Raw genomic sequence first — 17,363 nt, forward strand, 5'->3', positions numbered from 1 at the left:
CCGCGCCGCTGCCGATCTATTGAGCCGCTGCCGCTGCCGAAGCCGAAGCCGAAGCCGATTCGAGCGTAAGGCTGCCGAGCACCTTCACTCGCTGCGTCGATACCAACTCCGCATACGAGAGCACATACGTATCGGTGAGTTCATCGGCAAGCCATTGACGCAGCGGACGCCGCAATGCCTGCGTCGTCAGCAAAACCGGAATCGCCGGTTGCTCCGACAGCGTCGCGCCCAGCGCGCGAATCTGCCGAACCAAGTCTTGCGCGAGGTCCGGCTCGATCGTCAGTGCGACGCCGAACGCCGTCTGCTGCAGCGCTTCAGTCAGTCGCGTCTCGAGCGCGTGCTCGAGCAGACATGCGTATAACACGCCATCATGGGCAAATTCCTCGCAAATTTGCGCACCGAGCGCCATGCGCACCTGCTCGGCCAGTACCGCCGTTTCCTTCACACGCGGAGCCCATGCGACTAACGCCTCGGCGATTTCCCGCACGTTGCGCAGCGACACACGCTCCAGCACGAGCAGCTTCATGACTTCGGCGAAATGCGGCAGGGTCATCGCCTGTGCGAGCTCCTTCGCCATCGCCGGCATTTCCCGCTGCAGCCAATTGAACACGAGCTGCGCTTCGGGAATGCCGACGAACCGCCCCGCATGCCGGTGCAACAGCTGTCGCAGAAGCGAGGAAAAATCGGCGACGATCTCGGCGCCCTCTCGCGCCCGATCGAATCGTCCGGACGCCACCACGACTTCATGGATCGCGATTCGGTATGAATCGGCGTCGAGCTGATCGACGCGATCGACTTCGATGACCGGCACCGTCATGCCGTAACGCAAGACGAGTTCGTTGCGCACGCGCCGAATCGCGCGCGTCAGCCGTTCGACACGCTCCGCAGCGGGATCGAGTGCTTCGACCGCTTCAGCTGCTGTCGCTCCTTTCGTTCCTTTCGCTTCGTTCGCCTGCGACGACAGTGACGACAGTGACGACAGTGACACGACGATCGCACGAACCGGGACGATCTGGCGTACATCGACGTCGTCGGGCACCGCACCGAGATCAGGAGACTTCGCCGGTACCGCCGAGCGCGCCCGAGCATGCAGATCGCGACGCCGCCGTGTCACGCCGATCGCGAGCATCGCACCGGACAGCAGCATGAACACGGGCCAAGGCATGCCGGGCACCGCGGCAAAGACTGTCATGACGAACGCGGCCAGCAGCCAAGCCGCCGGCGCCGCGATCAGTTGCCGCGCGATCTGGCCGCCTACCGTCGAGGCCGGCGAGCCAGCCTCGTCCCCGCCCCGCGTAATGAGAATGGCCGCCGCGATGGCGATCAGCAGGGCTGGGATCTGCGCAATCAGCGCATTGCCGATCGTCAGTATCGAATAGCGCTCGAGCGCTTCGCCGAACGACAGCCCGTGGCGAACCACGCCGATGGCGATGCCGGCCGTCAAGTTCACGATCACGATCGCCAGCCCCGCGATCGCATCGCCTTTGACGAATCGCATGGCACCGTCCATCGCGCCATGCATCCGGCTCTCTCTCGCCAATTCCTCGCGCAGATGCTGCGCCGTCTCCGGCCGAGTGAAGCCGGCGCGCAAATCGGCATCGATCGCCATCTGCCGTCCGGGAACGGCATCGAGCGTAAAGCGTGCGGCCACCTCCGCCACGCGTTCCGCGCCTTTCGTGACGACCAGAAATTGAACGATCGCGATGATCGAGAACACGATCATGCCGACCGCGAGATCGTCGCCCGCGACGAAGCGGCCAAAGGTGTCGACAATGTCGCCCGCATCCGCGTGCAGCAGAATCGACCGGCTCGTGCTGACCTCGATGCCGAGCCGAAACAAGGTCGTCAGCAACAGCACGACGGGAAAGCTCGAAAACGACACCGCGCTCGGCAGGTACAGCGCCAGCGCGATCAGGAGCACGGCCGCGCCTATGTTGACGGCGATCAGCGCATCGATGACGAACGCCGGCAACGGCAAGATCATCATCGCCATGACGAGCGCGATCAGCACGGCCGCGACCGCATCGCCGCGCGCGCCGAGCACTGCCAGCCAGCGCGCGGCGCGGCCGATCGAGGCGCGGTGCAGCCACTCGGCGTGCTTCGAGGCCGCCGTCGGCGAAATACCCTTCATAGATGCGGCCGGGACCGGAAGAATCGTTTGAGTAACGAACCACACGACGAAGGTTCCCGCCTGCGGGCGAGCGAAAGCAGCGGCGCGTTGCCCTTCGGCCAACGACTGCGCCCGCTAAAAACCCGACGGGCAGCGAAGCGGGCCTTGCGCCGAGGCGGCAGCGTGAGACGCCGAATGCGCCCTGCTTCGAACAACGACTCGATTCTTTGCTCTTTTGCGCCCGCGCTCCTCCCGAAAATTCTAAGAGTGCGTGGCGATTCGACGGGCACATCTCGCGTGTTAGCGCGCCCGTCCCGCTTTGACGCGCTCGTCGACGAACGCCACTCTGAGCGCGGCGAGTGTCGATCGCGCGCCGGGGACAGCCAATCCGATCAGCGACGCATCGGCTAGGCGCAAAGCACGCTCGGCGCGATTGAGCGGCTCGAGCATTCGCTCGTCCCCTACGAAAAATGCCGCCGTTCCCGCCAGCCGATGCAGTGCATGAGCCGCCCGTGCCCATTGAGCCTCATGAAAGGCGTCATCGAATGCAAAATGCTGGCAATCGAACTCGTCGAGCGCCACGGCCAGCAGCGTTTGCAAACCGGCCTCGCCGTACAGCGTGGCCAGTTCCGATAGGTCGAACGAACACGCGTCCTGCGCGCCGCGCATCTCACGGGCGCGCCGGTTCACCATCGGCATCGTCCGGCTCCGCCCATTTTTCGAGTAATGCGACAAGCTTGAGCCGCGTGATCGGCTTGGCCAGATAGTCGTCCATGCCCGCGAGACGACATGCACGCACATCGTCTTGCGTTGCGTTCGCACTGATTGCGACGATCGTCGTGCGCGGCAGTCCTTCAGCTTGGGCCCGGCGGATAGTGCGCGCGAGCGTGTAGCCGTCCATGCCGGGCATGTGGCAGTCGAGCAAAACGAGCGCCGGCCGAGTCCGTTGCCAGCATGCGTAGCCCTCGATGCCGTCCGCCGCCTCTTCGGCCTGCACGCCGAGCGCCTGAAGCTGCCTCAACATGATGTCTCGATTGACGTCGTTGTCTTCGATGACGAGCACGCTCCCGCGCACGCGCGGCGCGGCGCGGCTCGCTCCAACCGAGGACGAGGGGCCTCGCGCACCGGCGCCGCCCAGGCACTCGCCGCTCGGCGCGTTCGAGCGGCGAAGGCTCGCTGCGACGGCGTCGGCTAGATCGTCGAACGCGCGCACGATACACGGCGGCATGTTGGGGGCAGTCACGACGACGGCCCCCGTCGGGTCGGCCGAGACATCGAGGTCGGCGCTGCGACCGTGCGCGACGCATCGAACGCCCATCTTCCCGAGCGCGGCACGCGTCGCGACATGCATGGCCGATATTGGCATCCGAACGGCGGCGCGCGCGGGGCCGGCATGGGGCAATGCGCGCCGCTCCCCACCCCATCGAATCGGCAGCCGAACCCTGACGTGCGTGCCTTCGCCAACTCGGCTTTCGATGTCGATCGTGCCGTCCATCATATCGACGAGGCGCTTGACGATCGACAGGCCGAGGCCCGTGCCGCCGTAACGGCGCGTCGTCGTGCTGTCTTGCTGGGTGAACGGCGAGAACAGGCGGCCACGATACGCTTCCGAGATGCCGGTACCGGTATCGGAGACGGATAGGATGAGCCACGGGCGCGAACGCACCGTCTTGCGCCGCACTTCGAGCAGTACGTGGCCGCGCTCGGTAAACCGAATCGCATTGCTGAGCAGGTTCGTCACGATTTGATTGACGCGTACTTCATCGCCTACGAGTTGCCGATCGAAGTGCGGCATCGTCGCTAAATACAGCGCCACCCCTTTGCGGGCTGCGAGCGGCGCGTGCAATTCCGCTGCCGCGGCCGCGAGGGCGCAGATATCGAACGGCGCGGCGTCGAGCGTCAATGCGTTTTGCTCGATCTTCAAGTAGTCGAGCGTATCGTCGACGACGCGCAGCATCAGCCTCGCCGAATGCTGGGCAATGCCGAGATAGCGGCGCGGCTCGCCCGCCAGCGGCATGGTGTCGAGCAGGTCGAGCACCCCGACGACGCCGTTCATCGGCGTGCGGATTTCATGGCTCATCATGGCCACGAACGCCGACTTCGCGCGATCGGCCGCCAGGGCTTGCTCGCGTGCGGCGATCGCTTCCGTGCGGGCGGCCACGGCCACTGCGCGTGCCGCTCGAGTCCGCCGATACGCCCAGGCAAGCGCTGCGATGACGGCGAACGCGATGGCGGCCGCGGCCGATGCAACGCCGATCACGGCGCGCTTCTCATAGCCGAGCACGATCGTCAGCGGCACATGGCCGCCGGGCATCCCGCCGTCGCGCGCGGCCGGCACGGCATCGATGCCATCCGCCATGAGCGCTTGGGGCGCGCCTGCATCGCCGACACGGGCGAGCGTGCTCGAGCCGCCGCCATCGGCCGCGGCTCGCGGCGCAGCCTGCCCGCCTTGCTGCGCCCTAGGGGCGCTCGCTAGGCAGGCGGCCGCGATTGCGATCGTGCAAGCGAGCAGCGGAGCGAAGCCGTGCGAGTGCAAGCCGTATCGCACAAAAGATCGCCCGCCACGCAGACTCACGCACATTGCCGCCCCTCCCGCTTTCAACACCGAAACTTCTCTTTGAGAAACAGCGCCAAGCCGAGATCGTCGGATACGCGCAATTTGCGCATCGCACTGCGTTTGTGCGTGCTGACCGTTTTCTTGCTGCGCCGGAGCCTTGCGGCTGTCTGCGTGACCGACAAGCCCTCGGCGATGTGCCGAAGTATCTCGATCTCGGCGGCGGACAACGTGTCCTCGCGCGCATGTGGAACGAGCGCCTGAAGTCTGGCCTCGCGCATGACGAAGAACTTGCGCGGCGATGCGACGGCGTTGCGGATCGCATCGGCGATGAGCGGCAATGGCGTCGACTTTTCGAGAAAGGCATTCGCGCCCGCGCGATGGCAGACGCACTCCGTATCGCTGGCGCGCGCCGCGGACAAAACGACGATGGCGAGCGGCGGCGCTTCGACACGCAGGCGCCTGATGAACGTGGCGCCGTCGAGGCGATCTCCCGGAAGGTAGAAATCGACGAGTGCGACGTCGCAACCCCCACGCTCGAGCACGATGAACAGATCGTCGATCGTCGAGACGTTCGCCACGAGATCGAAATCGGCGTGATCGCGCAGATACGTCGCGACACCGAGCGCAACGATCGGATGGTCGTCGAGCACCGCGATGCGAATCCGATGCCTGGGGCGGGACAACAATAGGATTTGCCGGGGAATCATGTGTTTTCATCCTCGCTATTGCCATTGCGACATGAAAGGACCGCCGTTGTAATGTAATAACCGTCATTGGGCGGCGACGAAGTAATTCAAGAATTTTATATGACAATAAAGTCATCTTTCGATAACCGGCACTTACCACATGTATCGATTTCCGTCTTTAAGAAAATTCTCAATCAATTTCGATTGACTCCCCATCCCACCAGCACACGCTGTTTGGCCGCTTAGCCGCAGAATCGGGGCAACATTGACCGGACGGCGCGCTCGATTCTAGCCCAAGCGCGTGGGGCCAACAACGCTCGATTAGACGTATTTTGTCTGAAACAAACGGAACCGACCGATATGACTTCTCTTGGTCCTAAAATTAAATTGAGATAAGAAGGATAAATCTTATTTGTGATATCGCGAAAATTCAAAATTGAGCGTATGCGAATCGGCTTTCTCACTGAGGACGGGTGACCGGGGACAACCGGTGAGATGAAAGCCGGATTCGCTAACCAAAGGAAGGAATGTAGTGGCGAGCTAAGAACCGCCCGACGCGGGCGATGCTCGCGGCATGAGCGATGTGGATCCCGAATACAGGGCCGGGAGCCGCAGATCCTCGCGCTAGCAAAACGGCAGGCCCCGCACCCGACGAACCGATGGCGCGTAAGTTGCCACAAATCGGCGTGACCGCACCCCGTTGCGGGGGTGCGCTCGATGCCGGTAACGGCGGCTCAGTGGTACAGCTTGGCCGCAGAGAAAACGATACCCGTTACGACGCCCGTAAGGGTGATCGAGGTTCCGATGAACCACTTCAGGAGTGTTGCCTCGACAGTCGTGATGTCGTTTTTGGTTGCAAGGTGGGGAAAGCCAGCCTCGACGTGGACCACGCGGTCTCGGATATCAGTCGTCATTTGTTCAAGCTCGGTTAGGCGTGCATGAAATAACGAATGATCGCCGTCGCAAGCATCGGAGGGGACGAAGGGACCGGGAAATCGGACTGTTTTCCAAGGATGATGCTGATCTCGCGCACTCGACGACATAAGGCGGCTCGCTCGACGTAAGGTGGGTGGCGCGGCGGCAAACGTCGCCCGAGCGCCGCCGACGGGCGGCACGCTCGCAGGCCGCGTGCTACGGACGTCACAACGGCGGCGCCCATGCAAGCATCATCGGAGATCGGGAATGAACGCGAAAGTCGACCGAATGGCTAGGCCGGCGGCCGGGCGTTGTGTGCTTCGGCGGCGGGTGCAATCCACAATGCTCGACCACCTGCAGACATTCTGCCTGGGAGCGCGGAGACTCGTCCCAGGCAAAATCACGCGAAGCGACTCGTCAAGGAGTGGGCGTTACCGGGCCAACCTCCCAATTGTACAAACGGCCGTCTTGGGGACGCATCGTCCCCGAGAAAATACCCGTTTCAAAGTAAACGATGTGTTGGTAGTTCAGCGGCTGGCTGGCGCAGCTTACACCGTTCACGGCATTCCCCCCCTGAATGATGAACGCCCCCTGCGGATCGGTAAACGAACCGGTGATCTGATACCACACACCCGCTTGAATGGTCGGAGAGTTCGGAGCCGGCGTACCATCGGTGTTCGCCAAATTTATCACCCATTCACGATAACATTTATTATTATCATAAATCAGGAAATAATGCGATAGAGAGCTATTTCCATTCACGACCGAAGACGTGTTTTGGTCGCGATAATAGAAAGTTATTTTATTATAGGAAGTCAGATCCCAGTCATTAGGAACGGGGGACGACGGGTTCGGATTGTAGATTCCCACCGACGCATCTACCTGAGCGATCGACGGAGACGGATAGAAGGCGAATTGTACTGCGGGGCCAATCTGGGAGGTAGCGGCTACGGGACCGATACAGACGTTTCCGGCTCCGCATCCGCCGGTGAGATCCGCGACCCATTGGCTTGCATTCGACGTCGATATGCCGAGGGATTCGCCGGTTGCAGGCTGCTGGACGATCGAAACCTGGCTGTAAGCAGCCGAGCATGCAATAGCCGATAACGCCGCAACGAACGACTTGCACAATCTGTGATTAATCTGTTTCATTTTTATCCTTTTATGACAGAGAGAATGCAATTGACGCACCCACCATATCGGCAAAATTCAGACAACCTTTAAGGGCGGCACGCAAAGTGACCTTTTGAGCCGACACCGGGGCGTCGGCGCGATCCGTTATACCTGATTCGCTGATGAGGTGCTGCGACACTTCATGCGCTTCGACTGCTCGTCGAACCAGCTAGTGCTGCGGATCGGGGAGGAAATCGAAGTGCCGATTGTGGCGGCACGGCCAGCGGCCGTGCAGATGTGAAAAAGCCCGCGCGGGGCGGACGAGGTTTGATGCGTTCAGCGTTGCTTTGAACTTACTGCGCTGCTGGAGACTTGCCCTCCGAGGCTCTATTGGCTTTTCAAGCGACGAGAAGACTTGGGCTTGGAGTCTGGTAGACGACAGGAAGCGTTGGCAGCCTTGTTGCCCCCACGAGAAGCCGAATTTCACCTCCTAACCGCTCGGCTATGTAGATCCATGTACCCCCAGCATCTGCTATCGAAGCGATGTCGCGGACGCCGACGAACTTTGCCTGCACCATCACGGGCGACGGAGGCCTTGTGTTGATGCGAGAAGGCGCGATCGAGACATCATTGTCCGAACTCGATACGATGAAAGTGCAGGCTTGCTTGATGAAGCTGGCCGCGGCGAAGTTTTTCGCGGCGATGGCCTGACATTGGGCCGGTGTCGCGTGCGCCGGCATATACCATAAACGCAAACAACAACGGGGAACCATATGCGAGCGCTATACGTAGCTGGGGCCGTCATCGTCGTCGCGGGATGCACGACGATCTCGGACGTCACGTCGGCCGGGGACGGAAACTATACGGTGACGACACAAGTGAGAGGCGGCATGACGCCGTGGGGCGAGGTCAAAGCCTCGAGCCTGAAGCGCGCCGACGAATACTGCCGACAACAGGGCAAGCAGATGCACCCGGTCGATATGCAGACGCACGGTGTGCGTGGATGGACGCCGCAGGAAGCCGATCGGACGTTCTCATGCGTGGCGGGATGACGGAAGCCGCGGCGAAGTTGCCCGCGATAATTGGGGGGATGCGAAGCCGGCGCTCGCGCGCCGGGAATCCATTAGTACTGCCGTCAACTTCCCTACAAGCCTTCCCCACTGTCCTCTTCGAGCTCGATGGGGAGCGAAAGAGTTTCGTCGTATGCCGGCACAACTCTATCGAGTTTGATTTTGAAGTCGGCCCAACGATCGCTAAGCTGCATTACAGTCACGACCCGCGTAATAAGTTCCTTCAAGCGAGGGTCGCCGACGTCAACTGTCAAAAGACGATGGAGTTGGTGCGTCGCGCGCCCATCAGAATTTTTACGAACCTTTGCCTTGAGTTCTTTCCACACTCCGGGCGCGAGCCGCCGATAGATGATGTCGTTCGTCAAATGTCCGAAGTACGGCGGCCGTTTTACTGAATCAGGATCGAACGGAAGGCCACGCAGCCGAAACATTTCCTCGTAAAACTCAGCCGGAAACTTCTTCACATACGGCTGCAATTCCTTCGCGACGAATGCTTCGAGTATCTTGGCAAGCGCATCTCGTGCGCGATCCTTTTGATAGCCAGTAGCCTCGTCGACCAACGCAATGATGCCAACGCGCATTAGGCCACGCGCGAGCACTTGGCACTGAACGACAATGTGCTCCTGTTGCCTGCCGAGTGCGCCCTCGTTCCATGCGTCAAGCACTGCATCAACGAGATCCGGAAGCACCGTCGCAGGGTAGCCATAGGTTGGCGATCCACCGCGTGGCGTCGTGAACTGAATCGGCGATTCCAGAGCCGCGCTTAACTCTTTGTTTATAAAAGGGGAAAGTGCTTTTGAACTGGTAAACCGAGCCAATCCGGAGCCGCCCGTCGAAGACATGCCCAAGCTTTCTTGCACACCGCGCTGCGCCAGCACGCGCGTGCCGTCTGCAAGTACATAACAGGGAATTTCAATGTCACCGATTCGAATCGGGTGGTCCACCGATCCATGCGTCGCCACCGGTAGCGCTTTCTTTGCCTCTCGCGCCGCTACTGCCTTCTTTGCCCTTTGCGTGCGTTGCTCCGGCGTTAGCTTCGCCGCCGCCGCTTTGCCACCTTTAGCTTTTCGATTCGTCTCAGCCACGCCAACCTCCAATTGGTCAGAGATTTCACTGTATCTAACAAACGAATTACTTGCAAGATATATCTAACAAAAATAAGAAATGCAAGATGCTAGATCGCTTTGCGTTTGGCGCGATGAGATCGCCTGCGCCACATAGTGAGCTTCGCGTGAGAAGCAGCACTGAGCATGCGCCAGCCCTCTCCCGCAACGCCACTACGGCGAGTACCCTGACTACCGATGAGCCGTCAGTGGAGAGAGCATGGCCAACGACAAGCGCCTGATCCCCGGCACCTTCTACTGGGTCATCCCCGAGATCGATCCCGACGCCGACGATCGGGACCAGTGGCAACCAGGCCAGGAATGGCAAGACGAGATGCAGTCGGCCCGCTTCAACGGCTGGAACGCCGCGGGAGAGATGCTGTGGAATTTCATGGGCTTCGACGGCGCGTCGAACTGGCCGGTGCTTTGGATTGGCGGGGAGATCGCGGTGCCGATCGCGCCGACGCGACAGTCAGGCGTGGCTAGCGGACAGGCGGCATGCCTCTCGGCTTGATTCCATCAGATGATTGCCCGACAATTGCGCGTTCCGACCAATCGAGCGAAAAAAATGGCGATTAATCTAAAAGGAATGCAAGACAAGAATCTCGAACCGAAGTGGCTGAAGGTGATTGCACTTGTCATATTTGTGCTGCTCTCGAGTTGGATACTCGGAAAAGCCGATGATTCATTGCATGCGCACCCGTATAGCGCACTAGCATCAACGGCGTTTTACGCGGCGCTCGTCATGGCCACTGGGCTTTTCTACGATGTCGCGAAGTCGTGTTTATCGGATGACACGCACCCGCCAATTTTCGGCCTTCTTTCCGTTTCGATTTTCGGCTGGTGCGCTATCAAACTCGCCTTAAACGGGCACTTCATCGCGTTCTGCGCACTAACGGCGCTGACCGTGGGTGCCGCGATATGGACTTATCGCCATTTCCACGGCAACAAGGAGGAGAAGGAGCCGAGCCCTACCGACGCGAAGCAGAAAGGTAGTGGAGCGATTGATGGTGCCGACGGGGGCACCTCCGCGCAGATGTGAAAAGCCCGCGCCGGGCGGGCTCAACTGCGAGAGGTGGGGAGTGGGCTACGGATTTTTATCTACCCAGTCGTGCTCTCCACAGACTCGCATAAATGCAGTGCCGTCCTCGAAGGTAAAGCTTGCCTTGACCTTGTCGTCAGAAGTTAGGTGTACCGTGTACACGGCGCATTTCTTCTTCGGATCCACGGCGCATTTTACCTCTTTGTCCTTTAGCGTATGCAGATGAAGCTTGCTCGGTGCCTTGCTGATATCCAGCAAAATCAATTCGGAGAGCGTTTTGCGCGCCTCTTTTTTGACCCGCTCGTCTAGCTTAGCAAACGTCTTTCGGAAGGTCTCAGAGCCAAAGTCGATTTTTTCTATTATGAAACCCGCCAATGAACGTCTCCGTCAGAACTGGCTGAGCATCTTCATTACTTCATCGGCAGTCGACGCAACGAAGCCTTCATGACGAACAGTGTGATCGGCGTCGTGCTCCGCTATTTCCCACTGAATTTTGTTTGCGAGCTCGAACCCCTCGCAGCACAATGCCACGGACCGCTCAACTTCGCTAAGCAATGCCTTGTCGAAGCGGCCACGCAGCCCCTTATGTTCCGGCTGCATGTGGGCTTTGCTCTGCAGCAGCCGATCGCGAAGCGCCAATGCGTCGGCTTTAATCGCCTCGAGACTGTCCCGCAATTCGAAATCCGGATCGATGACACGCTCCGTAGCAAACGGAATTGCACGACAAACTTCCATCAGCCTAACGTTGCTGTTTGCCAATTGCTCGTTGAGCCGACGAGCGCGGGCGATAACTCTTCGAGCCATCCAAGGAACCGCGAACTTGTTGGACCAAAAGACGCCGCCTGACTCTCGGATCAGGTCCGACAGGGACGCTTCGACACCTCGTGCGGTCGTTTCTATCGTCACTGCGTACATAAATTTCTCCGAGGAACTTGACAAAGCCACCCTAGTTGGGTGTCGGCATTGTACCCAAGAACCTTTAGCCCACAGCCGAAAGCCGCGAAAAAATGTGGGTCTTTCGGAAACAACCGTAACTACAATCATGCAGATCTGTCAAGAGTTTACCCCTTTCAAAGCTTCGCCTCGGCGCTAGCCGACCCCAATAATTGGGGAGCCTGACAGTCGCATCTTCCCCAAAAAATCGCCCCACCACTGCATCATCCGCCGGCGCTCCGGCAAGTACTGTGCGTGGCTGTACGCAGCGCGCACGTCGTTGCGCTCACTGTGCGCCAACTGACGTTCAATCCAGTCGGGCTCGAAGCCGTTCTCGTTCAGGATCGTCGAGGCCAGTCCGCGGAAGCCGTGCCAGGTCATCTGGGAGTGGTAGCCGATGCGGTATAGGGCAAACAGCACCGTGTTCTCGCTGATCGGCTTCTGCGTATTGGAACGGCTCGGGAAGACCCACTTCCACCGGCCGATGAGTTCCCTGATCTGACGAATTACCTCGCGCGCCTGCGTCGACAGCGGCACGATATGTGGGCTCGGCATTTTCATCCGCTCCGCCGGGATACGCCACGCGGCCTTCGCCTCGTCGAACTCGGGCCATTCGGCAAACCGCATCTCGCCGGTGCGCACGAACGTCAGCGCCATGAACTGCAGCGCGAGACGCGTCGGCAGATCACCGTCGTACGCCGCGATCTTGCGCATCAGTTCGGGCAACTCGGCCTCGGTAACGCGCGCCATGTGCTTGACCTTGCGCGTCTTGCGCGCGCCCTTCAGATCGGGCGTCGGGTCGCGCTCACAGCGGCCCGTATCTACGCCAAAGCGGAACACCTGCCCGGCGAGCTGCATCGATTTCTTCGACATTTCGAATGCGCCGCGGGACTCGATCTTCCTCAGCACGGCGAGCAGTTCGGGCGGCGTAATCTCCGCGATCGGCCGCGCGCCGAGTGCCGGGAACAGTTCCTTCTCGATCAGGCTAATTACGCCATCGGCATAACTCGATTTCCACGTTTGGCATTTCGCCTCATGCCATTCGCGCGCGATCGTCTCAAACGAGTTTGTCCGGCGTAGCCCAGCCTCGAGCTTTACGCGGCGCTTCTCATGGGACGGGTCTAGGCCACCCCTGATTTGGGCTTTGATGGCGTCTCGCGCCTTCCTGGCGGCCAGCAGCGACACAGTCGGGTAGACGCCGATGGCATGCACCCTCTCCGTGCCGTCTACACGGTATTTCAGCCGCCAGTACTTGGCGCCGCTCGGCCGCGACATGAAGATACATGCCTTGGCCGTCAGTCAGGGGCATCTGAAAAGCGGGGGTATTTCGGTACCCCATTCAGTCAAAAAAGTACCTCCACGGTTAGTGGGTGTCAATGGGAAAACTTGGGCAACGATGGGAAGTTAACTGGCCGCAAGCCCTTGACTGGCTTGGGATTTTGGTAGATGACAGGAAGCGTTGGCAACATTGTTGGCCCCCCCACGAGGAATCGAACCTCGATTTCAGGTTTAGAAGACCCGTGTTCTATCCGTTGAACTATGGGGAGGCGAAGGCGTGATTGTACGACGTGCCGGCCACACCGAGCCGGGGGCGGGATTATACCCGATCCCCCGGGGCGAAACGCCGGACGATTAACATCAGACCGGCTGGCCGTGCGTCACGAACCACGCGAAACACGCGAGGCCCACCACCACGCAATACACGCCGAACGAGGCCAGACGGCCGCGCCCCTCGAAATAGCGCATCAGGAAGCGCACGCTCAAATACGCCGCGATCGCCGTCAGCACGCCGCCAACCAGCGCGGTGCCCAATTGCCCCTGCGTGTGAAAGAGCTTCGGAATCTCGAGCAGCCCCGCCGCGAAAATGATCGGCGTGCCGAGCAGGAAGGCGAACTCGGCCGCGCTTTCAGCCGTCAGTCCGGCCGCGTTGCCCGCGATCATCGTCAAACCGCTACGCGAAAAACCCGGAATCAACGCCCCGATCTGCGCGAGGCCGACCAAAAACGCTTGCTTGAACGTCAGATTCTCAGGCGGCCGGTGCACGCGCGAGCGCTGCAGGCGATCGCCGAGCCAGAGCAGCACGCCGTTCACCACGAGCGCGAGCGCAACGATCCGCAAATCGTGAAAAAGACGCTCGAGCCGCTTTTCGAGCACGAGACCGACGAGGCCCGCGGGAATCGTGCCGATGATCAGCGCCCACATCATGTGGCCTTCTTCGCTGCGCCGCCCGGCCAGCGAACCGAACCATCCGGCGATCAGCGCGATCCAGCGTTTGCGGAAATACCACAAAAGAGCAAGCGCCGTGCCAAGGTGCAGTGCAACGAGGAACGGAATCAACTGCGGCGCATGCTTGTCTATATGGATGCCGAGCAGCGCCGGCGCCAGCAGGGTATGACCCAAGCTGCTGACGGGGAAAAGTTCGGTTACGCCCTGCAGGACGCTCAGAAAAATCAAAAACCAAAGGCTCACGCGTCGATCCTTTCTTTGTTCGAAGGGGGGATGATGAGAAATTTTCCGGATAGCCGCCAGCCGGCAGCCTCCCGATCGCGACCGATTATGCCTAGCACAAACGATTGAGCCAAGCTAAGAAAACATTTTTTTCAGCCCAAATATCGAGCAAAAACGTCATGGGTCAGTCATAATCGACCCGGATAATCGTTGCGGCGTAAACGTTTTCAGGCCCAGCACTACCGGACTGTACACACAGCAATGAAACATACGATCAAGGATGTAGCCGCATACGCCGGCTTTTCCATCGCGACGGTCTCGCGCGCCATCAACGCGCCTCACACGGTGAACCGCGTCACGCTCGCAAAAATTCGCGAGGCAATCGAGGCGCTCCAATTCAGCCCGAGCCCGCTCGGGCGGCAATTGCGCGGCGAACGCACGCGCCTCATCGGCGTCGTGCTGCCCACACTGGCCAACCCCGTATTCGCCGAATGCCTGCAAGGCATCGACGAACTCGCGGCGGCACAGGGTTATCGGCTCATGCTGATGACGACGCAATACGATGCCGCGCGCGAGCGCCATGCGATCGAGACGCTGCTCGCCCAGCGCGTCGAGGGGCTGATTCTGACGGTCGCCGATGCCGATACCCACCCGCTGCTCGACGAACTCGACCGCGACGGCAAGCTCTACGTGCTCATGCACAACGACACGGTGCGGCGCCCGTCGGTGTCGGTCGACAACCGCCGCGCGGCGTATGACGGCGTGCGCATGATGATCGAGCACGGTCACGAGCGCGTGATGATGCTGGCCGGCACGCTCGCCGAGTCCGATCGCGCGCGCCTGCGCTATCGCGGCTACTCGGAAGCGATGCGTCAAGCGGGGCTCACGCCCGCGCCGGCGCTAGAGGTCGATTTCAACGCCGACGAACTCGCCCCCTCCGTGCTCGCCCATCTCACCTCGGGACCCGACCGCCCCACCGCGCTCTTTTGCAGCAACGATCTGCTCGCGATGGTCGTCATGCGCGGCCTGCGCCGTGCCCGCTTCGACGTGCCCGAAGACATGTCGATCCTCGGCTTCGACGGGCTCGCGATGGGCGAACTGCTCTCGCCGCCGCTCGCCAGCATCGGCACGCCGAATCGCGAAATCGGCTGCGCCGCGTGGCGGCGTCTGATGGCGCGCATCGAAGGCGCCGACGACGGCGAATCGCTGTCCCTCACGCTGCCCCACTTGCTGCGCAAGGGTGGAACGATCGCCGTGCTGTCGAGCACGGCGGGCGCTGCCCTGCCCGCGCATCCCGCCGCGTAAGCGGCGGAGCACTCGCCGTTCCCGCGCCGGCCGTCAAGGCCGGCGCCGCATTCCCACGACGTCCAAATTCTTCTCTTTCTTGTCCCGCAAGGAGACCTCTAAAGTGATACGTCGCACATCCAGCCTTCGCGCACGCCTCGTGCGCTTCGCCGGCGCAGCCGCCGCGCTGGCGGCATTCGCCGGCGCCTTCGCCCCGGCCGCGCATGCCCAGCAAACGGCCATCTGCTACAACTGCCCGCCCGAATGGGCCGACTGGGCCAGCGAACTGAAGGCCATTCAGGACAAGACGGGCATTCACGTGCCGTCCGACAACAAGAACTCGGGCCAGGCGATCGCTCAGTTGATCGCGGAACAAAAGAGCCCCGTCGCCGACGTCGTCTACCTGGGCGTGTCCTCTGCCTTCCAAGCGAAGGACAAGGGCGTGATCCAACCGTACAAGCCCGCGCACTGGGACGACATCCCCGCCGGCCTCAAGGATCCGCAAGGCTACTGGTTCGCGATCCACTCCGGCACGCTCGGCTTCTTCGTCAACAAGGACGCCCTCGAAGGCAAACCCGTGCCGCGCTCCTGGGCCGATCTGCTCAAGCCCGAGTACAAAGGAATGGTCGGCTACCTCGATCCGTCGAGCGCGTTCGTCGGCTACGCGGGCGCCGTCGCTGTAAACCAGGCGCTCGGCGGCTCGTTCGACAACTTCAAGCCGGCCCTCGACTGGTTCGCCAAGCTCAAGGCCAACCAGCCGATCGTGCCGAAACAGACGGCCTACGCACGCGTGCTCTCGGGCGAAATTCCGATCCTGCTCGACTACGACTTCGACGCCTATCGCGCCAAGTACAAGGATCACGCGAACGTCGAGTTCGTGATCCCCGCCGAAGGCACGATCTCGGTGCCGTACGTGATGAGCCTCGTCAAGGGCGCGCCGCATGAAGCGAACGGCAAGAAGGTGCTCGATTTCGTGCTGTCCGACGAAGGCCAGAAGATCTGGGCCAACGCGTACCTGCGCCCCGTGCGCGCCAACGCGATGACGAAGGAAGCCGCCGCCAAGTTCCTGCCCGCGAGCGACTACGCGCGCGCCAAACCCGTCGATTTCGCCAAGATGGCGGATAAGCAGCAAGCATTCGGCGAGCAATATCTGAAGGTCATGCACTAAGCAACCGGCACGATCGGCATGATCCGGTGGCGCGCTCGGCTCGCGCGCCACCCGCCCCACCCGACACGGCCTCTCGACGAGCGGTCATCACCATGCACGACATCACGTTTCCGCTACGCTGGCGCATCGCTCTGATCGCGCCCGCTCTTGCCGTCTTCATCGCGTTCTGGCTGCTGCCGATGGCCGTGCTCGTGCAAGTGAGCGGCAACGGCGACGCCATCGCCACCTATCGCGCGCTGCTCACGAACGGGCGCTACATGGACAGTCTCGTTGCGACGGTCGTGCTCTCGGCCACCGTCACGCTGGCCACGCTCGTGCTGTCGGTCATCTCGGGGCTGCTGCTCGCCCGCCGCGAATTTCCCGGCAAGCGCTCGCTCGTCGCACTGCTCACGTTTCCGCTCGCCTTCCCCGGCGTGGTGGTCGGCTTCATGGTCATCATGCTCGCCGGCCGGCAGGGCCTCATCGGCACACTCACGCAAAAGCTCACGGGCGATCGGCTGGTGTTCGCCTATTCGATGACGGGGCTCTTTATCGGCTATCTGTATTTTTCGATCCCGCGCGTGATCGTCACCGTCATGGCATCGGCCACGAAGCTCGACCCGTCGCTCGAAGAAGCCGCCCGCTCGCTCGGTGCCTCGCCTTGGCAGATCATGCGCGACGTCGTCTTGCCGGGCCTCGCGCCGGGGCTCGTCGCGGCCGGCGCCATCTGCTTCGCCACGGCGATGGGCGCGTTCGGCACCGCGTTTACGCTCGCCACCGACATCGACGTTCTGCCCATGACGATCTATACCGAGTTCACATTGAACGCGAACATGATCACCGCGGCCGGGCTCTCCGTGATTCTCGGCATCGTCACCTGGCTCGTGCTCGCGCTCGCGCGCAGCGCCACGGGCTCGGCCGTCGCCGCCACCGCGTGAGGCCCAGGATGAATCAG

17 protein-coding genes and 1 tRNA gene are annotated in these 17,363 nt (G+C 61.4%); 6 read left to right on the forward strand and 12 right to left on the reverse strand.

Translation table 11 applies throughout. The features are described from left to right. Positions 1 to 16: 16 nt before the first annotated feature. The 6 genes from DWV00_RS20010 to DWV00_RS33740 all read right to left on the reverse strand — a co-directional run bounded on the left by DWV00_RS20010 (position 17) and on the right by DWV00_RS33740 (position 7,420). Complete coding sequence (locus DWV00_RS20010; RefSeq protein ID WP_147297945.1) at positions 17 to 2,131, reverse strand: flagellar biosynthesis protein FlhA; 2,115 nt, start codon at positions 2,129 to 2,131, stop codon at positions 17 to 19. A 279-nt stretch (positions 2,132 to 2,410) separates the two neighbouring features. Next, complete coding sequence (locus tag DWV00_RS20015) at positions 2,411 to 2,809, reverse strand: hypothetical protein (RefSeq protein ID WP_115535352.1); 399 nt, start codon at positions 2,807 to 2,809, stop codon at positions 2,411 to 2,413. Continuing rightward, positions 2,781 to 4,658, reverse strand: coding sequence for an ATP-binding protein (locus DWV00_RS20020; protein ID WP_181885538.1), 1,878 nt, complete (start codon positions 4,656 to 4,658; stop codon positions 2,781 to 2,783). The genes DWV00_RS20015 and DWV00_RS20020 overlap by 29 nt, the downstream gene beginning before the upstream one ends. Positions 4,659 to 4,708: 50 nt before the next feature. Then, the gene (locus tag DWV00_RS20025; RefSeq protein WP_115535354.1) at positions 4,709 to 5,374 is read right to left on the reverse strand and encodes a response regulator; all 666 of its coding nucleotides are present in this window, start codon (positions 5,372 to 5,374) and stop codon (positions 4,709 to 4,711) included. 713 nt (positions 5,375 to 6,087) lie between these two features. Then, positions 6,088 to 6,267: a hypothetical protein gene (locus DWV00_RS20030; protein WP_115535355.1), complete on the reverse strand. Its 180-nt coding sequence runs from the start codon at positions 6,265 to 6,267 to the stop codon at positions 6,088 to 6,090. A 418-nt stretch (positions 6,268 to 6,685) separates the two neighbouring features. After that, entirely contained in the window at positions 6,686 to 7,420 is a 735-nt protein-coding gene (locus tag DWV00_RS33740; RefSeq protein WP_147297946.1) for a hypothetical protein, read from the reverse strand. Between the two features lie 734 nt (positions 7,421 to 8,154). Here DWV00_RS33740 and DWV00_RS20035 point away from each other — a divergent pair. Next, positions 8,155 to 8,433 (forward strand): hypothetical protein, encoded by a 279-nt coding sequence (locus DWV00_RS20035; protein ID WP_115535356.1) that lies wholly within the window; start codon positions 8,155 to 8,157, stop codon positions 8,431 to 8,433. A 92-nt stretch (positions 8,434 to 8,525) separates the two neighbouring features. On the opposite strand, the gene DWV00_RS20040 is transcribed toward DWV00_RS20035, so the two are convergent. Further along, the gene (locus tag DWV00_RS20040) at positions 8,526 to 9,536 is read right to left on the reverse strand and encodes a P63C domain-containing protein (protein ID WP_245964957.1); all 1,011 of its coding nucleotides are present in this window, start codon (positions 9,534 to 9,536) and stop codon (positions 8,526 to 8,528) included. Positions 9,537 to 9,774: 238 nt separating this feature from the next. On the opposite strand from DWV00_RS20040, the gene DWV00_RS20045 reads away from it, so the two are divergent. Together DWV00_RS20045 and DWV00_RS20050 are read left to right on the forward strand one after the other, a co-directional pair. Beyond that, complete coding sequence (locus tag DWV00_RS20045) at positions 9,775 to 10,068, forward strand: hypothetical protein (RefSeq protein ID WP_115535358.1); 294 nt, start codon at positions 9,775 to 9,777, stop codon at positions 10,066 to 10,068. Positions 10,069 to 10,077: 9 nt separating this feature from the next. Next, the gene (locus tag DWV00_RS20050) at positions 10,078 to 10,596 is read left to right on the forward strand and encodes a hypothetical protein (protein ID WP_147297947.1); all 519 of its coding nucleotides are present in this window, start codon (positions 10,078 to 10,080) and stop codon (positions 10,594 to 10,596) included. A gap of 45 nt (positions 10,597 to 10,641) precedes the next feature. Here DWV00_RS20050 and DWV00_RS20055 read toward each other — a convergent pair whose 3' ends face one another. The 5 genes from DWV00_RS20055 to DWV00_RS20075 all read right to left on the reverse strand — a co-directional run bounded on the left by DWV00_RS20055 (position 10,642) and on the right by DWV00_RS20075 (position 13,998). Continuing rightward, on the reverse strand, positions 10,642 to 10,971 hold the full coding sequence (locus DWV00_RS20055) for a hypothetical protein (RefSeq protein ID WP_115535360.1): 330 nt from the start codon (positions 10,969 to 10,971) through the stop codon (positions 10,642 to 10,644). A gap of 12 nt (positions 10,972 to 10,983) precedes the next feature. After that, positions 10,984 to 11,511: a hypothetical protein gene (locus tag DWV00_RS20060; protein WP_115535361.1), complete on the reverse strand. Its 528-nt coding sequence runs from the start codon at positions 11,509 to 11,511 to the stop codon at positions 10,984 to 10,986. Positions 11,512 to 11,685: 174 nt separating this feature from the next. After that, on the reverse strand, positions 11,686 to 12,804 hold the full coding sequence (locus tag DWV00_RS20065; RefSeq protein ID WP_245964958.1) for a tyrosine-type recombinase/integrase: 1,119 nt from the start codon (positions 12,802 to 12,804) through the stop codon (positions 11,686 to 11,688). Between the two features lie 197 nt (positions 12,805 to 13,001). Continuing rightward, a tRNA-Arg gene (locus DWV00_RS20070) sits at positions 13,002 to 13,076 on the reverse strand. A gap of 91 nt (positions 13,077 to 13,167) precedes the next feature. Then, the gene (locus DWV00_RS20075) at positions 13,168 to 13,998 is read right to left on the reverse strand and encodes an undecaprenyl-diphosphate phosphatase (protein WP_115535362.1); all 831 of its coding nucleotides are present in this window, start codon (positions 13,996 to 13,998) and stop codon (positions 13,168 to 13,170) included. A 240-nt stretch (positions 13,999 to 14,238) separates the two neighbouring features. On the opposite strand from DWV00_RS20075, the gene DWV00_RS20080 reads away from it, so the two are divergent. The 3 genes from DWV00_RS20080 (at position 14,239) to DWV00_RS20090 (ending at position 17,346) form a co-directional block, all read left to right on the forward strand. Beyond that, the gene (locus tag DWV00_RS20080) at positions 14,239 to 15,282 is read left to right on the forward strand and encodes a substrate-binding domain-containing protein (protein ID WP_115535363.1); all 1,044 of its coding nucleotides are present in this window, start codon (positions 14,239 to 14,241) and stop codon (positions 15,280 to 15,282) included. 103 nt (positions 15,283 to 15,385) lie between these two features. Further along, positions 15,386 to 16,429, forward strand: coding sequence for an ABC transporter substrate-binding protein (locus tag DWV00_RS20085; protein ID WP_115535364.1), 1,044 nt, complete (start codon positions 15,386 to 15,388; stop codon positions 16,427 to 16,429). A gap of 92 nt (positions 16,430 to 16,521) precedes the next feature. Beyond that, complete coding sequence (locus DWV00_RS20090) at positions 16,522 to 17,346, forward strand: ABC transporter permease (RefSeq protein WP_115535365.1); 825 nt, start codon at positions 16,522 to 16,524, stop codon at positions 17,344 to 17,346. Positions 17,347 to 17,363: the final 17 nt, after the last annotated feature.

The organism is Trinickia dinghuensis (assembly GCF_003367175.1).
In the GTDB taxonomy this organism is placed as follows: domain Bacteria; phylum Pseudomonadota; class Gammaproteobacteria; order Burkholderiales; family Burkholderiaceae; genus Trinickia; species Trinickia dinghuensis.